General features: G+C 59.8%; 16 protein-coding genes. 8 read left to right on the top strand and 8 right to left on the bottom strand.

From position 1 onward, the window contains the following. Positions 1–94: 94 nt before the first annotated feature. The 3 genes from ACIK7D_RS21530 to ACIK7D_RS21520 form a co-directional block, all read right to left on the bottom strand. Complete coding sequence (locus ACIK7D_RS21530; RefSeq protein ID WP_400157317.1) at positions 95–4,255, bottom strand: translocation/assembly module TamB domain-containing protein; 4,161 nt, start codon at positions 4,253–4,255, stop codon at positions 95–97. Positions 4,256–4,300: 45 nt separating this feature from the next. Beyond that, positions 4,301–6,226 (bottom strand): autotransporter assembly complex family protein, encoded by a 1,926-nt coding sequence (locus tag ACIK7D_RS21525; RefSeq protein WP_137004039.1) that lies wholly within the window; start codon positions 6,224–6,226, stop codon positions 4,301–4,303. A 175-nt stretch (positions 6,227–6,401) separates the two neighbouring features. Beyond that, the gene (locus ACIK7D_RS21520; RefSeq protein WP_004443753.1) at positions 6,402–6,653 is read right to left on the bottom strand and encodes a YMGG-like glycine zipper-containing protein; all 252 of its coding nucleotides are present in this window, start codon (positions 6,651–6,653) and stop codon (positions 6,402–6,404) included. A 371-nt stretch (positions 6,654–7,024) separates the two neighbouring features. On the opposite strand from ACIK7D_RS21520, the gene hemA reads away from it, so the two are divergent. Together hemA and ACIK7D_RS21510 are read left to right on the top strand one after the other, a co-directional pair. Next, entirely contained in the window at positions 7,025–8,242 is a 1,218-nt protein-coding gene (gene hemA, locus ACIK7D_RS21515) for a 5-aminolevulinate synthase (protein WP_137004038.1), read from the top strand. A gap of 47 nt (positions 8,243–8,289) precedes the next feature. Continuing rightward, positions 8,290–8,847 carry a hypothetical protein gene (locus tag ACIK7D_RS21510; protein WP_400157316.1) on the top strand — a complete coding sequence of 186 codons (558 nt, stop codon included), beginning with the start codon at positions 8,290–8,292 and terminating at the stop codon, positions 8,845–8,847. Here ACIK7D_RS21510 and dxr read toward each other — a convergent pair. Next, positions 8,844–10,037 (bottom strand): 1-deoxy-D-xylulose-5-phosphate reductoisomerase, encoded by a 1,194-nt coding sequence (dxr, locus tag ACIK7D_RS21505; RefSeq protein WP_400157315.1) that lies wholly within the window; start codon positions 10,035–10,037, stop codon positions 8,844–8,846. The two genes, ACIK7D_RS21510 and dxr, sit on opposite strands and share 4 nt — an antisense overlap. A 189-nt stretch (positions 10,038–10,226) precedes the next feature. On the opposite strand from dxr, the gene ACIK7D_RS21500 reads away from it, so the two are divergent. Next, positions 10,227–10,928, top strand: a complete 702-nt coding sequence (locus ACIK7D_RS21500) for a phosphatase PAP2 family protein (protein ID WP_400157314.1) — start codon at positions 10,227–10,229, stop codon at positions 10,926–10,928. Positions 10,929–10,958: 30 nt separating this feature from the next. Further along, on the top strand, positions 10,959–12,212 hold the full coding sequence (locus ACIK7D_RS21495; RefSeq protein ID WP_400157313.1) for an FAD-dependent oxidoreductase: 1,254 nt from the start codon (positions 10,959–10,961) through the stop codon (positions 12,210–12,212). Between the two features lie 6 nt (positions 12,213–12,218). Here ACIK7D_RS21495 and ACIK7D_RS21490 read toward each other — a convergent pair whose 3' ends face one another. From ACIK7D_RS21490 to ACIK7D_RS21475, 4 genes are read right to left on the bottom strand one after another with little or no spacing between them, the layout of a single operon-like run. Beyond that, on the bottom strand, positions 12,219–13,145 hold the full coding sequence (locus tag ACIK7D_RS21490) for an ROK family protein (RefSeq protein ID WP_400157312.1): 927 nt from the start codon (positions 13,143–13,145) through the stop codon (positions 12,219–12,221). A 3-nt stretch (positions 13,146–13,148) separates the two neighbouring features. Further along, complete coding sequence (gene nagA / locus ACIK7D_RS21485) at positions 13,149–14,321, bottom strand: N-acetylglucosamine-6-phosphate deacetylase (protein WP_400157311.1); 1,173 nt, start codon at positions 14,319–14,321, stop codon at positions 13,149–13,151. Then, entirely contained in the window at positions 14,318–15,340 is a 1,023-nt protein-coding gene (locus ACIK7D_RS21480) for an SIS domain-containing protein (protein WP_137004033.1), read from the bottom strand. The genes nagA and ACIK7D_RS21480 overlap by 4 nt, the downstream gene beginning before the upstream one ends. Before the next feature lie 28 nt (positions 15,341–15,368). Further along, complete coding sequence (locus tag ACIK7D_RS21475) at positions 15,369–16,121, bottom strand: GntR family transcriptional regulator (protein ID WP_003521268.1); 753 nt, start codon at positions 16,119–16,121, stop codon at positions 15,369–15,371. 153 nt (positions 16,122–16,274) lie between these two features. On the opposite strand from ACIK7D_RS21475, the gene ACIK7D_RS21470 reads away from it, so the two are divergent. The 4 genes from ACIK7D_RS21470 to ACIK7D_RS21455 all read left to right on the top strand — a co-directional run bounded on the left by ACIK7D_RS21470 (position 16,275) and on the right by ACIK7D_RS21455 (position 19,505). After that, on the top strand, positions 16,275–16,457 hold the full coding sequence (locus ACIK7D_RS21470; protein WP_127756576.1) for a hypothetical protein: 183 nt from the start codon (positions 16,275–16,277) through the stop codon (positions 16,455–16,457). A gap of 115 nt (positions 16,458–16,572) precedes the next feature. Then, positions 16,573–17,754, top strand: a complete 1,182-nt coding sequence (locus tag ACIK7D_RS21465) for a Gfo/Idh/MocA family protein (RefSeq protein WP_400157310.1) — start codon at positions 16,573–16,575, stop codon at positions 17,752–17,754. Between the two features lie 12 nt (positions 17,755–17,766). Further along, complete coding sequence (locus ACIK7D_RS21460; protein WP_003521273.1) at positions 17,767–18,651, top strand: carbohydrate ABC transporter permease; 885 nt, start codon at positions 17,767–17,769, stop codon at positions 18,649–18,651. After that, positions 18,648–19,505 carry a carbohydrate ABC transporter permease gene (locus tag ACIK7D_RS21455; RefSeq protein ID WP_080815714.1) on the top strand — a complete coding sequence of 286 codons (858 nt, stop codon included), beginning with the start codon at positions 18,648–18,650 and terminating at the stop codon, positions 19,503–19,505. Before ACIK7D_RS21460 ends, ACIK7D_RS21455 begins: the two co-directional genes overlap by 4 nt. Positions 19,506–19,510 lie beyond the last annotated feature (5 nt).

Here is a 19,510-nt window from a genome sequence, read left to right as displayed (position 1 = left end):
GTGTTTTCGCTTTTCTTCGAAACGCGAAAATACTCTCTTCGATTTTTACGCATTGTCCGGACGTAAAAACCGCCACGCACCTTTATTGGAAATTCTAATATTCTTTCTCGTAAAATATGCCGGCTGCGCCTTCGCCATCGCCGCCCGCTTCCCCGCGTAGCTTCACACCCCGCCCGACATCGAGGTTGATGATGGCTTTTGCGCCGGATTCGCCGCTTTGCTGCAGCTCGAGATAGGTTCTCTCGTTCAGATATTTACCGGCGGAAACGCGGGCCTGCCCTTCGGAATCGGTCGAAATATCGAGATCGTCGACGCCGAGATTGCTTCTGAGCTTGTCGAACAGCGAGGTGGAACGCCCGCCGGCCAACTGGGCGGCGGCATCGGCGAGCCTCGCGATTTGCAGAGCCGAGAGTTTCGACATGGACTGGCCGAAGATCAGCTGCGCCATCACCTCATCCTGCGGCAGGGCGGGTGCCGAGGAGAAAGCAAAGGTCGGATCGTTGGCGTTGCCGGAAACGGCCACGGTGATAGTCGTCGAACCGACCGTCGAGTCGGCCTTCATATCGAGGACCGGAACGAGTCCGCCGCCGAAACTGATATTGCCGGTGGTGAAATCGAGGCGGCGAGTGAGGATTTCGAGCCGGCCACGGCGCATTTCAAAGCCGCCGGAAATGACGGGAACGGCTGCCGTGCCACGGATCGTCAGATTGCCCGTGAGTTCCGCATCGATGCCGCGCCCGCGCACGAAGATGCCGCTCGGTGCGTTCACCTGCAGATCGAGATTGATGGTGGACGAGCTGCCGCTGCCGCCCTGATCAGCCCCGAGCGCCTTGGCCTGCGCGCGCACCTTCGGCGGGGCGTTCTTGTGCTTGACATCGATTTCCGTCAGCGAGGCCGGAAGCTTTTCCGGAATGGTGATGGCGCTTCTGTCCAGCGTCAGGTTGCCGCCCAGCACGGGGGAATTCAGCAGCGGGCCTTTCAGCGTCAGCGTGCCGCTTACCACCGTCGTCACCAGCGTGCCGTCATTATAACCGGCGCGGTTGAGGGTAATCGATATATCGGCGGGGAAACCCGAACCACCGGCTATGCCGACACTGCCGGTTCCCGAGATCGTTCCGCCGCCGGCCAGCTTGCCCGTCAGTCGCGAAATGACGGCACGGTCGCGGTCGAAGGTGATGGTTGCGCCCAGATCGTTGATGGTCAGGTTCCGGCGCACATCGGTCAGGCGCGTACCATCGGTGGTGATGCTGCCGGTAACGACTGGTGCGGAAGCGCTGCCGGAAATCTTCACGTCGATGGCGGCGGTACCGTCCACATCGAGGCCCTGGGCTGCGGTTTGCGCCGCGACGGCGGAGAAGGGCAGCCTGCCGGAAAACGCCATGGAAAGCGGACGATTGCCGGCGATGCCGAGCGAGCCGCCGCCGGAAAGCGACATGCCGCCCTGTCCGGATACATTGGTGTCGATCTGCAAGGTGCCGCCGGCAAAACGGCCATTCGCCTTGATGCCGAGCGCGGCAAGGCCCGCCGCACGTGTCTGCGCGACCTCGGCATTGGTCCAGTTCAGATTGTAATCGACCGCAGGGTTCGATGCTGCACCCTTGGCGCTCACCGTGCCGGAGATGCTGCCTGCCGCATCCAGTCCGGTGGCGAAGGCATTTGCGAGACTGGCGGGCAGCGAACGAATATCGGCATTGATGTCGAGCGTCGATCCGGCGCTGCCGTTGACCTCGACGCGTCCTTCACCCGTGATAATGGTCAGATCGGAGATGCGGGCCGTGCCGTTCTGGATGGCGATGGTGCTCGGTTTTTCAAGGCGAACCGCAATGCCCTTGGGGGCGGCGGAAAAGGCGTCGACGCGCACGGTCATCGGCGATCCGCCGGTCTCAGCGCTGCCCTTTACCACCAGAGGCGCATTGTCGTAACGGCCATTGACGTCGAACTGCGTCGTCGTGCCGGAATGGCCGATGGTGGCATTCAGGCCCGATATCGCGGCGGCGCCGGCATTGACGCTATCGGCGCTGACCTTGCCATTGATGGCGAGAGCCTGAAGATCATCGATGGAAATATCGGCGGCGAGTTTGGAGATCGTTGTCGTGCCGTGGCGGATGCTGCCGCCATTGGCCTTGATCGTCGCGGCAATCCGGCCATTGGCGTTGCTCAGGGCGATATCGCCGGCAATATCGCCATCCGCCTGCTGCGCGGCGAGGGCGGCGAGCAGGGCAAGGTCGGGGAAATTGAAGGAGAGATTGCCCGATGGCAGGAATTGCTGCGAGAATTGCAGCTGCCCGTTCAAGATATTCCGGCCTACGGCCACGTGCAGCTCGGGGATGGCCGTGCCGTTTTCCGTCTGCACCACATCGGCATTGGCGTCGATCTTCTGCCGGTCAAGACTGCCGCTGGCGGTGAGCTTTGCCTGAGGCGCGGCGGGATCGGCCTTGCCCGTTGCATTGACCTTCAGCGATTCGAGTGTTCGTCCGGCAAGGATCGCGCTTTCGGAACTCAGGGTGATGTTGAAATCCGGTGCTGTTAGCGCGCCGCTGGCCTCGATTGCAAAATCGGCGACGCCCTTCGCCTGTGGTGTCAGTTTTTCAAGAGCGGGAAATTTACCCGTCAGGCTGGCGCTCAATGCATCGTTTTCGAGGCCGACATTACCGGTTGCTTCGATCGTTCCCGACTTGATGACGAGGTTTTCAACGCTGGTGCGTCCGCCGATGGTCACGTCGATATCGCCCTGGAGGGCAATGGTGGTGTCGAACTTTTCCGCGAGGGCCGGTGGAAGGGTGGCGGGCAGCGCGAAGAGCTGCACGCTGGAGGTCAGGCGATTGTCGGCGAGATTGAAACTGCCGTTCAAAGTTCCGCCGACACTGGCGCTTTCCAGCGTCGCGCCGTCGAAGCCGATGGTGGATGAAGTGAGGCTGAGCGGCGCCTTGATGGTGAGGGGCGCCCGCACCAGCCGGTCGATATCGGCACTGACGAAGGAGGATTGCGCCACGGACAGGACTGTCGCGATCGTGCCGCTGCGATTGGCGATGTTGAGATCGGCGCTCTCGGCTGTCAGCTTGACGTCATCGAGCCTGCCTTGCGGCAGGGAAAGGCTGCGTAACGATACGGTCGTGTTGAGATGCGCAGCGTCTGCGCCACCCTTGAGGGAAAGATCGAGGCCGTTGATGAGGGCCTGAATCTCGCCATTCTCCAGCGGCCAGCGAAAATCCACGGGGCCGGCGGTGCCGATGAGATTGGCGGCGAGATCGTTCTGACCGTTCGGATCGACCGTGCCTGACGCCGTCAACAGCAGGGTGCCGGTCTCCAGCGTGCTGCTGCCGATTTCGATACGGCCCTGCGGCGAAAGCGTGGCGTTTGCGTCGAGCTTTGTCTCGCCAGCAAAAAGCTGGCGGAAGGCTGGAGGCAGAAGCAGATCGGGCTGACCGCCGCCTGCAATTTCGATACGGCGGGTGCCATCATCTGCAAGGAGGTGGCGGCCGGTGACGTTGACGACAGGATTGCCGGCGACATTGCCGCGCAGCGTGCCCGTCCAGTTGGAAAGCGGGCCTTCGCCGTTGAGGTCTATCGCCACCGCAGGTGTTCCCGGAAGCGAAAGCAGCGTGGCGAGAAGACCGCCCTCAGGCTCCTTCATCTCCGCTTTCAGCTTCAGGACATTCTCATTTGGAAGGAAGGCGATGTCGGCATTGACCTCCGCATCCGGCGCATTGAGCCGATGGGCGGTGAGCGATAGCCGCATATCGTCCTGGGCAGCCGTCAGGTTGCCTTCCGCGTTGAGGTCGAAGGGACGGCCGAGAAGCGATTGGCCAAGGCTGATATCGGGAAAGCTGAACTTGTCGACGGCGATTTCGATCGGCAGCGAGGAATTGCCGGAGCTCTTGGTCGATGTCTGCTCCGGGGCAAGCGGTTTGCGCTCGACATCGATCGATCCGGCCGAGACCCGGTCGGCATGGAAGGTGCCGGCAAGCAGCGAGAGCGGCGACCAGTCGACGGCGATCTGGTTCACGCGGGCATAGGGTCCCTGCCGGTCTGAAAGCGTGACATTGTCGAGCCGCAGGCGGCCGGTCAAAAGGCCGCTCGGGGGCGAAATCTCGATTACCTGATCGGGCGTGGAAACGAGCGATGAAATCTGCTTTGCGGCAATTCTTGCGCCCATCGGGGTAAAACCGACGAACAGAACCGCAAGCAACACCAGCACCACGCCGCACAAAGCAGCGTAGCCCAGCCATTTCAGCAATCGAATCAACGTTTTCATAAAGGGTAATCTACACTCTGTTGCAAGGGTGTTCGACTGCGGCGTTTAAAAAGACTGACCGATGCCAGCATAAATGCCGAAACTGTTGCCGCCATCGTATTTGTCGAGCGGCATGGCGACATCGAGACGCAGAGGTCCGAAGGGCGTCGCGTAACGCAGGCCGATACCGGCGCCAGCCCGGATATCGGAAAAATCGGGCGCCACGTCTTCCGAAACCACGCCCGCATCGATGAAGGGGACGATGCCGATCGTATCGGTGACCTTGATGCGGGCCTCAACGGAACCGACGACATAGGAGCGGCCGCCCGTCGCGTCGCCGGCGGCATTATAGGGCGATATTTCCTGATAGCTGTAGCCGCGGACCGATCCGCCGCCGCCGGCATAAAAGCGCCTGGTGGTGGGTATGTCCTGCAGATCGCTGCCGCCGACCAGCACGCCGCCGGAAAGCTTTCCGGCCATGATCAGCCGGTCCTCGGCGCCAAGCCCCTTGTAACCCGAAATGGAGCCTTCGAAAGAGGAAAAGAAGGTGCCGTTCAGTGCTTCATAGCTGGGCTTGGCGGCCAGCGAGGCGCGAAAGCCTTCGGTCGGGTTCAGCTTGTCGTCGCGTGTATCACGAACGAATTCCAGCGGGATGGAGGTGGTGAGATATTCGTTCTTGCCGAATGCGTCTTCCGTATCGGCCCATTGCACCTCGAGGCCGGCTGCGGCTGTATCGGTATCGTTGAGCTCGTAGGCGAAACCGGCGGTGCCCGTCACTGTCTTGGCGTCATATGTATCGGGGTGTTCGGTCTTGGCAATCAGGCTGGTCTTGAAGGTGGTGCGCGGATTGAACATGCCGGGCTTGGTGAAAGTGATGCCCGCCGAATAATCCATGCCTTCGACGCTCGATGCCTCTGCGATGCGCGAAACCGAACCTTCGATCCGCAGCGATTCCGCCTGTCCGAACAGGTTGCGGTGGCCCCAATAACCCTGCAGGCCGATGCCTTCCGTGGTGGAATATTGCGCGCCGACGCCGAAATAGCGGTGCTTGCCTTCCGAGACCTCGATGGTAAGCGGAATGGTGCCGTCGCGCGCCAGCGTTCCCGCTTCCTTGATGGTCAGGCTGGAAAAGACGCCGAGCTGCCGCAGCCGGTCGGCGGCCTTGCGCAGTTTTTCCGGCGAATAGGGCTCGCCACCATTGAGGCGCGAATAACGGCGGATGAAATCGCCATCGACGGTTTTTTCACCCGTGACGGTGACCGTGCCGAGGGGCGCCACGGGACCGCCTTCGGCCGCCATGGTAATGTCCACCGTGTTTGTCGCGTGGTTGGCGACGGCCTCGCGTTTTGTCAGCTTCGCAAGCGGACGGCCTTCGGCCTTCAGATCATCGATCAGCTTGTTGCCGGCGCGGATGATGGCGAGAGAACCGGCGTCGCCGCCGGTCGTCAGGCCATATTCCTCAAGGTTGCGGCCGGTGACATCACCTTCAAGCCTGACATTGCCGAGTTTGAAGACCGGGCCGGGCGTAACCGTGATGACCACGGGAACCGGAGCGGAATGATCGAACACCGGATTGGGCGGCAGGCTATCCACATCCTTGCCGGCGACGGTGACCTTGACGATGCCGCCATAACGGGCGTTTTCATAAAGCGCCGCGATCAGCCTGTCCCGGTCGTCTCTCGCCTTTATCAGAAGGCCGAGATCGCCGGAGGCGGGCTTATCCTTGTCAGCCAGGAGAAGCGAGCTGTTTTCCAGGCTGTCTTTCAGGGACTTATCGGCGTCCGCGGCATCGAGCGTGACGGCGTATTTAACGGGGTTGATAACCTCGACCTCCGGTTCTTCCGAACCCCAGAGGCGCATGCCGAAAAGTTTGAAGGCAAAGGCGTCACGGGTAAACGCCGGATACAGGGCGAACGTCACGGCAACCGCAAGTGCGGTGCCAGCTTTCCGATACGCAATACCTGTCTTCGGGTTAGTTCGTGTTCTTCGCATAAGCTGCTTTATGGTTGAGCCTTTATTGTCGCCCTAACCCGTTTCCTGTCCGTTAACATTGCAATTTAATCATAAATAAACGGCTTTGAGGACCCTCCGCCCTGTCTTTTGCCCGCCATAACGCAAAAAGCCCCGGGTGACCGGGGCTTCTGTGCAACGGTATCTCGCTAAGCGATTAGCGGCAACGTGCCGTGTAACGCTGACCGTACTGGTCGCGATAATAGCAATAGCCCGGCTCGGAAGCATTGCCGATCAAAGCACCGCCAACGCCGCCAATGGCTGCGCCTACAGCTGCGCCACGAACGTTACCCGTGACAGCGCCACCGATAACGGCACCAGAAACGGCACCGATCGAAGCTCCCTTTTCGGTCTGCGTGCAGCTTGCGAGCGACAGGCCGACCAGCGCAAATATGATTGCCTTTTTCATGAAACTCTCTCCAACGTTACAATGAGCTCTTGTGGCTCGGTAGGCGTCCCATATTTATCTGCGGCGACTGCTACCTCCGACCGCCACAGATAACTAACAATTCGATGTCGTTTAGGGAAGCCTCCTCTGTCGGCATTCCTCCGAGCGTAAATCGATTGCGTCCCAAACAACGGCGCGGCGTAAAAAAGGTTCCAAAAATCCGGGTTTTTTGATGTGAATCAATTTTGTACTTTTCATCAGCTTCTATAAACGGTTTATTGGAATGGTTCAAAACAACGGCGAATTGACGCAGACGCGGTTAATGTGACCCGCAAGGGTTGACGGTCCCGGTGTCGAGGCAGAAAACGATCTGGTCAATTCTGGAGCATGGCATGGACTTCGAGGCATTTTTCACGACGGAACTGCAAAGCCTGCATTCTGAGGGACGCTATCGCGTTTTTGCGGATATCGAGCGCCAGCAGGGCAATTTCCCCCGTGCGACACGGTATAACGCCAATGGCGAGCCCAAGGATGTAACCGTCTGGTGCTCCAACGACTATCTCGGCATGGGCCAGAACCCGAAAGTCATCGAAGCCATGAAAGCCGCCATCGATCACTGTGGCGCGGGTGCGGGAGGCACCCGGAATATTTCTGGCACCAACCACTATCACGTCCTTCTCGAGCGCGAACTTGCTGACCTCCACGGCAAGGAATCGGCGCTGATTTTCACCTCGGGTTATGTCTCCAACTGGGCCACCCTCGGCACGCTCGGTCAGAAAATTCCAGGGCTCATCATTTTCTCGGATGCACTCAACCATGCATCGATGATCGAAGGCATCCGTTACGGCCGCTGCGAGCGGGTGATCTGGAAGCACAACGATCTCGAAGACCTCGAAGCCAAACTGAAGGCGGCGGATCCGAATGCGCCGAAGCTGATTGCCTTCGAATCCGTCTATTCGATGGATGGCGATATCGCGCCGATCAAGGAAATCTGCGATCTGGCCGACCGTTATGGCGCCATGACCTATCTCGACGAAGTTCATGCCGTCGGCATGTACGGACCGCGCGGCGGCGGCATTGCCGAGCGCGAAGGCCTGATGGATCGCCTGACGATCATCGAGGGAACGCTCGGCAAGGCCTTCGGCGTCATGGGCGGTTACATTACCGGTTCCACGGCGGTCTGCGACTTCATCCGCTCCTTCGCTTCCGGCTTCATCTTCACGACGGCCCTGCCGCCGTCGCTCGCCGCCGGCGCGATTGCATCGATCCAGCATCTGAAGGCAAGCCCCTTCGAGCGCGCCCGCCATCAGGACCGGGTGCGCAAGCTTCGCGGCCTTCTGGATGCGCGCGGTATTCCGCACATGGACAACCCAAGCCACATCGTGCCGGTCATGGTGGGCGACGCCGCCAAGTGCAAATGGATTTCGGATATCCTGCTCGACAATCACGGCGTCTATGTGCAGCCGATCAACTATCCGACCGTGCCGCGCAAGACCGAGCGCCTGCGCATTACGCCGACACCGCTGCACAGCGATGCCGATATCGAGCATCTGGTCGGCGCGCTGCACCAGCTCTGGTCGCATTGTGCGCTGGCGCGTGCGGTGGCGTGAGGTTCGATTGAATTCGAGGGTGAAGAGAAGCGAGCGCGGAGAGTGAGATGCAGAGGTCAATCCAGTATCCCGAACCGGAGGACTTCATCACCGCAATCGCCAAGCCGTTCGACAGCGAAGCCGTCACGAAGGTCGTAGCGCCTTTTGGTCTGACCTGGTCAAAAGCCGTCAAACTCGACAGGAATCTGGCGATATTCGATCTCAGCGCGCCGGCATTCGGCGTGGACTTCCATTTCAAAGACCAGGCTCTCGTGGACGAAAACGACGGCCATTCCGTTGGGGAAGGCCCCAACCTGCTGACCAGTTGCGCTTGCTGGGGTTACGAGGACAGTATCGAAACCTATGGCGGGCCTTTGTGGAAAGGCCTTCGTTTCTCGGACACCAAGGCCGATGCAATTGCCAAACTGGGCGAGCCGGACCGGGTCGGACGATATGATATTCACCGCTGGATCTTTGCGGATTTCGAACTGTCGATCCACTGGAACAATCCAGACAAAATCCGCGTCATATCCTATTGGATGAAATCGGCACAGGCCGCCGGCAGGTTGGCGTATCCGGGTGATGGCCAACCCTTTGAGGCTGCGCCTCCACGGCGTACCGTTTAAGCCGCTTTGCCTATGTCAGAGACTATTTTCATTGCATGATCTCGGGCTTCCCTGTCCGCCGCGAAGACATCTTCAATCGTGGCGGCGGAGCGGCCGTCATGCATGCGGTCCATGACCGTTTCGACGATCTCGGCCATATCGAGAAAACCGATATTGCCCGCAACGAAAGCGTGAAAAGCGGTCTCTTCGGCGGCATTCAGGGCAGCGCCCTGCAAACCGCCGCGCTCCAGCGCCGTGCGGGCCAGCCGGATCGCCGGGAAACGGGCTTCATCCGGCGCTTCGAAATCGAGCCGCGCCAGTTTTGCGAAATCCAGCCGCTCGACACTCAGATTGCCGCGTTGCGGATAGGTGAGGGCATAGGAAATAGCGGTGCGCATGTCGGGAGAGCCGAGCTGGGCGATATAGGAGCCGTCGGTGTAACCCACCATCGAATGGATGATCGACTGCGGGTGGACGATCACCTCCACCTGATCGGGCCTCAGATCGAAGAGATATTTCGCCTCGATCATTTCCAGCCCCTTGTTGAACATGGAGGCGCTGCCGATGGAGACCTTCAGTCCCATCGACCAGTTGGGATGGGCGCGGGCGATATCCGCCGTGACATTGGCCATCTCCTCGCGCGACCAGGTGCGGAACGGACCGCCGGATGCGGTCAGCACGATGCGTTCCACGGCCTGCTTGTGTTCGCCCGTCAGGCATTGGAAGATTGCGCTGTGCTCGCTGTCGACCGGGATCAGCCTGCCGCCGCCCCGTTTGACCGTGCGCAGAAAAACATCGCCAGCCGAAACCAGGCATTCCTTGTTGGCGAGCGCTATGTCTGCGCCACGCCGTGCGGCTGTAAGAGTAGGTGCAAGGCCGGGGGTTCCGGCAATCGCCGCCATCACCCAGCCGGCATCCGTCGACGCGGCCTCTTCGAGGCCCGATTTGCCCGCCGCAACCGCGATGCCGGTGCCGGCAAGGGCCGATTTCAGCGCTTCGTATTTGTTGTCCTCGGCGGTAACCGCCAGCCGCGCGCCGAACTCCCGCGCCTGCTCCGCCAGAAGCGCGATGTTGCCCGCGCCGGTTAAAGCCGTGATCTCGAACGCGTCGTGGCCACCCAGCTGACGGACGACATCCAGCGTATTGGTGCCGATCGAACCGGTCGAACCCAATATTGTCAGCTTGCGTGGCATTTCACTGGCATTCGTCATTTTCAGTCCGTCGGTCGTTTCCGGTTCGCACCCCTTGGTGCACGTGGTTTTTCCCGAAACCGCTAAGCACTTTCGGGCAACATTCCTTAGCCTCTACCCGCGAAAATCAGCCATAACAAGGACAAAGCCGGGGCTATTGTTTTTGCGGAAGGCAAAGCCATATGCAAGAAAAACAATGAGAGGATATCGATGCGACGTTTTCTGGTTTCCAGCGGGTGGATTTTTGCGGCAAGCCTTGTGCTGGTCCTTGTCTTCATTCCTTTTGATCCGCGTCTTTCCGAAAGCGCGCAGGCGTTGCCAGGGGGCGTGGTCTCCTTCAATCGTGCCATTACCGATTTCGGAACCTTCCGCTGGATGCTCTATTCTACCGGCCTTCTGGCGATATTGGCCTATGTCGCCGCACGGGTTTTAAAGGCGCAGACCTATAATGGACGGCTGAGGACGGCATGGCGGCTTCTCACCTATTTCTTCCTGACGATCGGAACGGCGAGCATTCTCGTCCATACGCTGAAATTCCTGGTAGGACGGGCACGGCCGGAGCTTCTGCTGGAAATGGGCGCCTATAGCCTCACCCCATTTACCGGCGACAATCTCTATGAAAGTTTCCCCTCAGGCCATTCGACCGCCGCCGGGGCGTTTTTCGGCGCTTTCGCCATGTTGATGCCGCGCTTCCGCTGGGCGTTTCTCCTGCTTGCCCTTGTCATCGGCGTTTCGCGTGTCATCGTCGGCGCACATTATCCAAGCGATGTCGCCGCCGGGCTGTTGCTCGGCATGTGGACGGCCATGGCCTTCGCCTTTATCTTTGCCCGGTCCGAAATGCTGTTCCGGTTCGATGCGCAGGGCTGGCCGCAGCCGAAGAATGCAAACCTCCCGGCGGCGGATACACGATAGAGACTTTCAGCGGGATATTGGGGGAAGGTGATGGAAGAAGCGACAAACGCTCCGGAAAATGACGGCAAGTCCGTTCAGCATATCCGTACATCCGTCGCCGTGGCCGGTGGCGGGCCGGCAGGCATGATGCTTGGCCTGTTGCTCGCGCGCAGCGGTATCGATGTCGTCGTCGTCGAGAAACACGGGGATTTTCTCCGGGATTTTCGCGGCGACACCATCCACCCTTCGACGCTTGAATTGATGGAGCAACTCGGTTTTGTCGATGAGTTTCTGAGCCTGCCGCATACGCGCGCGCCAAGGCTGAATGCGGTCATCGGCGGCGAGCGCGTCACGATAGCGGATTTTTCCCGCCTGCCGGTCCGCCACCGCTTCATCGCCTTTATGCCGCAATGGGATTTTCTCAATTTCATCGTCGGCAAGGCGGGGCAATACGAAAATTTCCGATTGCTGATGAATGCGCCGGTGACCGGCCTGATCGAGCGCGGCGGGCATGTCGGCGGTCTCACGGTCAGCACACCGGAAGGCATCATCGAGATCGAGGCCGATCTGGTGGTGGGGGCGGATGGGCGCAACTCCACCGTCCGCGAGGCGGCGGGGCTGGAAGTGCAGCGCTTCGGCATTCCGACCGAGGTGCTGTGGATGCGTCTTTCGAAACAGCCCGACGATCCGACGGAAACCATGGGGCATGCCGGCTCGCGGCAGGGTTTCGTCATGATCAACCGGGGCGATTACTGGCAATGCGGTTATGTGGTGCGAAAGGGATTTTTCGCCGACATAAAGCTACAGGGAATTGAAGCTTTCAGGGACAGGGTTGCGGAAATCTGCCCTTTCCCACGCGAAAGGCTCGATGAGCTCAAGAGCTGGGACGATGTGCATCTCCTCACCGTCCGTATCGACCGGCTGAAGCGCTGGTGGAAACCCGGCCTTATCTGCATCGGTGATGCGGCCCATGCCATGTCTCCCGTCGGCGGTGTCGGCATTAATCTTGCCATTCAGGATGCGGTTGCGGCGGCCAATATACTGGTGCCGGTGCTCGTGTCCGGCCGGGCCATTGCCGATGACGATCTCGCCGCAATTGAAAAGCGGCGATCCTTCCCGACCAAGGCCACGCAATTTCTGCAGCGGATGATGCGCATCGGCGGCAAGAAGGGACGCGCCGATGCGGAAAAACCGAAAGGACCGCCAGCTTTTGTGCTGGCCATCATGCGGTTTCCGCTTCTTTCCCATTTGACCGGCCGGCTGGTGGGGCTGGGTTTCCGCCGGGAAAAGATAGAGACGGTGTGACGCCGCTCAGGCAGTGCCGGCGGCTTCTTTCTCATATTTCAGCCCGATAACGGCGGATCCGATCAACCCCGGCTCGATGCGGCAGATGGCTGGTACGACCAGAGGGCGGTCGAAGCGCCTCAGAATGCGGCTCCTTACCACCTCGTCCAAAGCGGCGAGAAGCGCTTTCGAATTCGAAAGTCCGCCGCCGACCGGCACGATGGTTGCGCCGGTAACGTTGATCACCATTGCCAGAGGCGAGGCGAGAATATCGATAAGGACATCGATGGTTCTTGCGGCCTTCGCATCGCCCGCTTGCCAGGCCGAAATAATATCCTCGCTGGTCATTGCCTGCTGGTGAAGATGCGAATGCAGCTTTTCCATGCCACGGGCGCTGCCGATTGCGTCAATGCAGCCGGTAAGGCCGCATCCGCATTCGAAACGCGGTAGCGAAACCGGCGGATTTCCGGCCAATGTCGCAGCCACCGGTCCATGTCCCCATTCGCCGGCGAAACCGCCGTCGCTGTTGATGAGCTTGCCGTCGATCACCAGCCCACCGCCGACACCCGTTCCGAGGATGACACCGAAGACCACGCGATGACCCCGTCCGGAACCGATTTCCGATTCGGCGATCACGAAGCAATCCGCATCGTTCGATACGATGACGGGAAGGTTCAGCGCCTTTTCCAGCTCGTCCTTCAAGACCCTGCCATGGATGCTCTGAATATTGGCGACAGTGGCTTTGCCGGTGTCGGGATCGATGACGCCGGCAATCGACAGCGACACGCAGGCGGGTGTGCCGCCGCTACTGTCGATGACGGATTTCAGGCCGGCGGCGAAGTCTTCGAAACTGGTCTTGGGCGTCGGGATACGCGGCACGGGCCGAATATCGTCGGGAGCGTAGGCAATCGCGCCCTTGATGGTCGTTCCGCCTATATCGAAACAAACGATCATGATTCAGGCTCCGGAATGGGTGGCATCGTGGATTTTTTCTGCGCCGATCCATGTCGAATGCATCTGAAGGTCGGGTGTCAGCATGACGAAATCCGCATCGAAGCCGGGCAGAAGCTTACCTTTGCCAGAAGCGCGGATTGCCTCGGCGGGATAGGCGGAGGCCATTCTCAACGCTTCTTCCAGCGGTGTGTCCAGCTTTTCATGCATGAAGCGGATGCAGGAGAGCATATCGATATCCGCCCCCGCCAGCGTGCCGTCGGCCAGCGTCAGCCTGCCGCCGTTGCGATAGACGCGCCTGCCGTTCAGTTCGAAACCGTCATCATCCGTGCCGATGGTGGACATGGCGTCGGTGACGAGGAAAATGCGGCCGGGATTATTCTTGGCGCGAAGCGCAATGCCGATCGCTGCAGGATCGACATGGAAGCCGTCGGCGATCAGCCCGCAATCCAGCTTGCCGTTCGAAAGTGCCGCGCCCACCAGTCCCGGTTCGCGATGGCCGAGCGGGCTCATGGCGTTGAAAAGATGTGTCACCATGGATGCGCCGGCCTCGGCATAGGCTGTCGCGACGCCAAGGCCCACATCGGTATGGCCGAGGCTGACGACGATGCCGGCCTTGCGCAGCGCTGTGACCTGCGCCTCGGTTACGTTTTCCGGGGCGATGGTTGTCAGCACGAAGGGAAGCTTCGCCTTGCAGCCCGTCAGAACCGCAAGATCGGCCGTTTCCATCTTTCGGATCAGCGCCGGATCATGGGTGCCCTTGCGTGCGACGGAAAGATGCGGCCCTTCGAAATGCAGGCCGAGAAAGCCGGGCACCCCTGCCTTGTGGGCGGCGATGCCGGCTTCGGCGGCTTCGGCCGTGATATCCGGCCGGTCGGTGATGAGAGTGACCATCAGCGCGGTGGTGCCGAATTGCGCATGTGCCGAGCAGATGCGGGCAATGCCTTCCGCATTCGGCTCGTTGTTGAACATCACGCCGCCGCCGCCATTGACCTGAAGGTCGATGAAGCCTGGCGCAATGAGCAGTCCTTCCGCATCGATGATTTCGGCGTTTGCGGGCACGGATACGCGGTCGACGATGTTGGCAACACGGCCGTCACCGGTCACGAGCGCCTTGCCATCGTGCCACGCGGCGCCATCGAAAATGCGGGCGCCGACAAATGCCTTGCTGCTGCTCATTGGGTTTCCGTCACCTTCTTCAATGCCACGGGCGCATCCGGGTTGAAGCCGCGGGCGCGCGACAATTGCTCGATGAAGCCGTAAAACGGCGCGATCAGCAACAGGGCGTCGGTCAGCGGGTGATTGGTTTCCACAAACGGCAGGGACTTGGCCGGGCTGCCTTTTGTGGAGGTGACGAAAACACTTGCGCCCTTGCCGGCGAGACCGGCCGCGATATCGGTCACGGAGGTTTCGGCGCGGTCACGCGCGGCAAAGGCGATGACAGGAAATTTCGGTGCGACCAGCGAAACGGGGCCGTGCATGACTTCCGCCGATGAATAGGCCTCCGCGTGGAGTTCGCAGGTTTCCTTGCATTTCAGCGCGGCTTCCGCGGCAATGGCCAGCGCCGGACCGCGGCCCAGCATATAGAGCGATTCCTCGCCCTTGACCGCTTCGCCGATCTGGCTCCAGTCGAGTGCGATGGCCTTGGCGAAATTCTGCGGCAGGGCGCTGACGGCTTTGGCGAGCAGGCTGTCTTCCGTCCATTCGGCAAGGATTGCGAGGCCGGCGACGATGGAGTTGACGAAAGATTTGGTTGCGGCCACCGCTTTTTCAGGGCCCGCCTGGATATTGATGGCGTGATTGGCAGCATCGCCGAGCGGTGAGGGCAGGGTGTTGACCAGCGAGAAGGTAAGCGCGCCGCCCTTGCGGGCGCTTTCCGCCAGAGCGACGATGTCAGGGCTTTTGCCCGATTGCGAGACGGCGAAGGCCGCCGCGCGGTCCAGCCGCAGCTTCGTCTGGTAGATCGAGGCGAGCGAAGGGCCGAGCGAAGCGACCGGAAGCCCGGTCTGCAATTCGATCGCATATTTCAGAAAATGCGCGGCGTGGTCGGAGGAGCCGCGGGCAATGGTGACGATAACGGCCGGGTCACGGGCCTTCAGTCTGCCTCCGGCTTCGTGGAAGTCGGCATTGGCATTGTCCAGCAGGCGGGCGACTGCATCGGGAATCTCATCGATTTCCTGGCGCATCAGGGTTGTCATCGTTTCGTGTCCTTGATCAAGAGATTTGTCACTCGGGCCCCATCGTCAGTTCGGCGACGAGGTCATAGGCGTCGCTGCGGTACAGCGCGCGGGATATTTCCATGAGGCGCCCGCTTTCCAGATAGGCCATTCGCTGAACGGAAAGCGCTGCCGAACCCGGCGGAACCCCAAGCAGCAATGTTTCCTCATCGGTGAGGTTACGGGCGGAGATGCGCTGAATGGCGCGCACCGGGCGAATGCCGTTTTTCTCGAGCTCTAGATAAAGCGAGTTTTCCACCAGTTGCGGGTCAGGCAGAATATCGCCCGGCAGGCTGGTGACTTCGAGTGCGATTGGCTGGTCATTGGCAAGACGCAGGCGCGTGAGCCGCGCCACCATGGCCGATTGGGAAAGGCCGAGCGCCATCATCTCGTCGCCGGTCGGGTGGAACAGGCCTCTGTCCAGCCAGCGGGTGCTCGCCGTCATTCCGCGTCGGCGCATGTCCTCGGTAAACGAGGTAAGTTTGGTCAGGGGCTGCTGCATGCGGGTGATGGGCTTGACGACGAAAGTACCCGAACCGTGCCGGCGAACGAGAAGGCCGTCGCGAACGAGATCGTCCACTGCCTTGCGCACCGTGACGCGGCTGACGCAGGCGCTTTCGGCGATATCCCGCTCCGGCGGCAAGGCGTCGCCGTGCTTCAGGCGGCCGCCATTGATGGCGTCTTCAATCGTCTGGCGCAGTTTCAGGTAAAGCGGGCCGCCGCCTGATTGCAGGTCGTCCAGATTAAGCGCTGCCCCGTTCATCCATAACCTCTGTCACGATCCATGTGGTCGGCGATATGGCCGGCTCTGGCTATACCATATGCCGCGCAATCAGCAATACCAAAATAGAACCATTGCTAGATTTGTATGATTAATCGGTGGTTTTTTCGATGTTTTGCCGAATAATAAGGCTATGTGCCGGATATTTTCGCATTAACCAAAAAAATTTTCTCGATAACGGAATTGCTCTGGACGATTGGCATTTTTTTGGTATTGTTTTTTGCGTCGGTGGTCGGCGGCGATCCGTTTCGCATCCGTTGCGCCGGAAAAATCGGTTTCCGACTCGCGGCAGCGTTTGCGAAATCGAATTTAGCTTGACCGTTGTGAAAATTAATTTCATCGTGGCAGGAAATTATCGCAGATAACTGGATAACCAGCACAGAAATGGTTGCTTCTGCGAAAATGAATTACGAATGAACAGGGAACAAAGTTCATGAAGGTGGGAATTATCGGACTCGGATTCCGTCTCGGTTATCTGGGCTACGTTTTTCATGAGATCGACAAGGATTTCGAGATCGTCGGTTATGTCGATCCGGCGCCGGCGGGCCTGCCGGACCTGCAGGAAAAGGGCATTTCGGCCGGTAAGGCTTACGATAGTCCCGAGGCGCTGATCGCAAACGAAAAATTCGATCTCTTGATGATCGGCTCACCGAACCACATGCATCTGGAGCATATCCGTATCGGGCTTGAGGCCGGCTGCACCATCTTCTCGGAAAAACCCATCGTCGTCAGCATCGAGGAAAGCCTTGAGCTCGCCAGGCTGCTCAACAGGCACGGGCATGAGCGGCTGCTCGTTGGTCTGGTTTTGCGTTATTCCCCGCTCTACCGCGATCTGCGCGCCGCGCAGGCCGAAGGCAAGCTGGGCGATGTCGTTTCCATCGAGGCCTCGGAGCATATCCCGCCCTATCACGGCGCATTCTTCATGCGCGACTGGCGGCGTTACGAGAATTATTCCGGCTCCTTCATGCTGGAAAAATGCTGCCACGACCTCGATCTCTATAATGGCGTGGTCGGTGCGCGGCCGCGTTTCGTATCGAGCTTCGGCGGGCGAAAGAGCTTCACGCCGGCAAATGCGCCGCAGCATGACGGCATCAACGACATGGAGGTTTACCATCGCAAGCCGAGCGGCTGGATGGGCTCCGACAAGGTCTTCGACAGCGACGGCGACATCATCGATTACCAGACGGCGATCGTCGAATATGAGAACGGCGCATCGCTCGCCTTCCATACCAATCTCAACGTTCCCGACGATTTCCGCCGTTTCTGCGTCATCGGCGCCAAGGGCATGGCCGAAGGCGATTTCGTTCGCGGCTTCCTGAACGTGCACAATGCCCGGACCAATGAAAAGACCGTCGCCAAGACCTATTCGGCGGCGACCACGCTCTCGCAGCATTACGGGGCGGACGAGCAGATGGCCGAGGATGTCATCGCCCATATCGTCAAGGGTACGCCGCTGCCTGTTTCCGCGCTCGATGCGATCGAGGCCGGTATTCTGGCGCTTGCCATGGATGAAGCGCGCCATGGCCGTAAAGTGATCGATCTCAAGCCGGTGTGGGAGGAATACGATCTGGCGCTGCACGGACAGCCGAAATCCCCCGCTGTGAAATCGGCTTGAGGGGGCGGCGCGATGGATGCGAAACGCAGCGCGGTCGTCTTTGCCTGGCTTCTTCTTCTGCCGGCGCTCTTATACATCACGGTTATCGTTGCTTATCCGCTCGTCGATACCTTCATCCTGTCCTTTACCGATGCGTCGCTTAGAAAAACGACGAATTGGGTCGGTTTCATCAATTACGAGAAGATTTTCAACGCGACTTTTGCCGATGTCATCACGCGGACCTTTATCTGGACGTTCTTTTCCGTCTCGATAAAGATGATCATCGGCACATTCGGTGCGGTTTTGCTGAATTCAGCCGTGCCCGGCCGGGCGCTGTTTCGTATCCTGACCATGCCGCCATGGATCGTGCCGATGGCTATCGGCATCTTCATGTGGGGCTGGATGTATAACGGCCAGTTCGGCATGATTTCCGGCGTGCTCCAGAACCTCGGCCTGGTGGATGGTCCGGTTGCGTTCCTCGCCTATGGCAGAACGGCCTTCTGGGCAACGATCGTCACCGACGTCTGGATCGGCGTGCCGATGGTGACGCTTTATCTGCTGGCGGCCATCCAGGCCATTCCGCAGGATCTCTACGAGGCCGCGTGGACAGACGGGGCAAGCCGCTTCTACCGCTTCCGCCGCATCACGCTGCCGCTGATGCTGCCGGCCATGATTACCATGTCGATGATCTCGCTGATTTCGACTTTCAATTCCTTCGATATCATCTGGATCCTGACGCAGGGCGGCCCGACCGGCCAGACCACCACCATGATCATCGACACGTACAAGACGGCGATCGGCTCCTACAAATACGGTGAAGGTGCTGCACGCGCCGTGCTGATCTGCATCTTCCTGTCGATCTTCACCTATTTCTACTTCCGCATCACCAGCCGCATCTCGCAGGAGGCCAGCCGATGAGCGACAAGAATGCGATGATCAACCGCTACAGGTGGTATGAAATGGTCGGGATCTATTGCGGCATCGCCGTGTTCCTGACCTTCGTGCTGGCGCCCTTCGTGGAAGGTTTTCTGGTTTCGCTGAAGCCGCTCAGCCTGCTTTTCTCCTCGCCCTACAAGTTCTGGCCGGAAAACGGTTCCTTCGAGGCCTACCGGACCATGTGGGTCAGCGTTCCGGGCTTTGCCCGCTACGTTTTCAACTCCTTCTTCATCTCCACCATTTCGACCATCATCGTCCTCATCCTGGTGGTGCCGGCCTCCTATGCTTTCGCCCGTTTCGAGTTTCGTGGGCGTGGGCAGTTGCTTGGCGCATTTCTGGCGATCAACATGTTTTCGGGCGCGGTGCTTCTGATTCCGCTTTACCGGCTGATGCGCAACATGGGTGTGCTGAACACATATCTGGCGATGATCATTCCCGGTGCGGCCTTCCTGATCCCCACCGCCATCTGGCTGTTGCGCACCTATATGCTGCGTATCCCGCGGGAACTGGAAGAGGCGGCCTATGTGGACGGTGCGAGCTATTTCTACACCTTCCGCCGGGTGATCCTGCCGCTGGCGATGCCGGGCATCGCAGTGGTCTCCATCACCACCTTCATCGGCGCCTATGCCCAGCAGTTCATCTTCGCGCTCACCTTCAATTCCAAGACCGAATATATGCCGCTGCCCATCGGCCTCTTCGCCTATTTCGGTCGCCAGGAAGTCATCTGGAATGAGTTGATGGCGGCCAGCTTCGTCGGCATTGCGCCGGCCATGGTCGTGATCTTCTTCATGCAACGATATCTCGTCAGCGGTCTTACCGCCGGCGCGGTGAAATAATCAAC

The organism is Agrobacterium sp. P15N1-A, assembly GCF_044626815.1.
GTDB classification, from domain to species: domain Bacteria; phylum Pseudomonadota; class Alphaproteobacteria; order Rhizobiales; family Rhizobiaceae; genus Agrobacterium; species Agrobacterium leguminum.
The sequence above is the reverse complement of the archived record's forward strand: the minus strand, read 5'-3'. Positions and strand labels throughout refer to the sequence as shown.

Excerpts from the sequence above, each read along its gene's own strand:
- ACIK7D_RS21495 (WP_400157313.1), top strand. The coding sequence starts at position 10,959 with ATGGAAGAAGCGACAAACGCTCCGGAAAATGACGGCAAGTCCGTTCAG.
- ACIK7D_RS21480 (WP_137004033.1), bottom strand. The coding sequence starts at position 15,340 with ATGACAACCCTGATGCGCCAGGAAATCGATGAGATTCCCGATGCAGTC.
- ACIK7D_RS21530 (WP_400157317.1), bottom strand. The coding sequence starts at position 4,255 with ATGAAAACGTTGATTCGATTGCTGAAATGGCTGGGCTACGCTGCTTTG.
- ACIK7D_RS21490 (WP_400157312.1), bottom strand. The coding sequence starts at position 13,145 with ATGATCGTTTGTTTCGATATAGGCGGAACGACCATCAAGGGCGCGATT.
- nagA (WP_400157311.1), bottom strand. The coding sequence starts at position 14,321 with ATGAGCAGCAGCAAGGCATTTGTCGGCGCCCGCATTTTCGATGGCGCC.
- dxr (WP_400157315.1), bottom strand. The coding sequence starts at position 10,037 with ATGACGAATGCCAGTGAAATGCCACGCAAGCTGACAATATTGGGTTCG.
- ACIK7D_RS21465 (WP_400157310.1), top strand. The coding sequence starts at position 16,573 with ATGAAGGTGGGAATTATCGGACTCGGATTCCGTCTCGGTTATCTGGGC.
- ACIK7D_RS21460 (WP_003521273.1), top strand. The coding sequence starts at position 17,767 with ATGGATGCGAAACGCAGCGCGGTCGTCTTTGCCTGGCTTCTTCTTCTG.
- ACIK7D_RS21525 (WP_137004039.1), bottom strand. The coding sequence starts at position 6,226 with ATGCGAAGAACACGAACTAACCCGAAGACAGGTATTGCGTATCGGAAA.
- ACIK7D_RS21510 (WP_400157316.1), top strand. The coding sequence starts at position 8,290 with ATGCAGAGGTCAATCCAGTATCCCGAACCGGAGGACTTCATCACCGCA.
- hemA (WP_137004038.1), top strand. The coding sequence starts at position 7,025 with ATGGACTTCGAGGCATTTTTCACGACGGAACTGCAAAGCCTGCATTCT.
- ACIK7D_RS21520 (WP_004443753.1), bottom strand. The coding sequence starts at position 6,653 with ATGAAAAAGGCAATCATATTTGCGCTGGTCGGCCTGTCGCTCGCAAGC.
- ACIK7D_RS21455 (WP_080815714.1), top strand. The coding sequence starts at position 18,648 with ATGAGCGACAAGAATGCGATGATCAACCGCTACAGGTGGTATGAAATG.
- ACIK7D_RS21475 (WP_003521268.1), bottom strand. The coding sequence starts at position 16,121 with ATGAACGGGGCAGCGCTTAATCTGGACGACCTGCAATCAGGCGGCGGC.
- ACIK7D_RS21500 (WP_400157314.1), top strand. The coding sequence starts at position 10,227 with ATGCGACGTTTTCTGGTTTCCAGCGGGTGGATTTTTGCGGCAAGCCTT.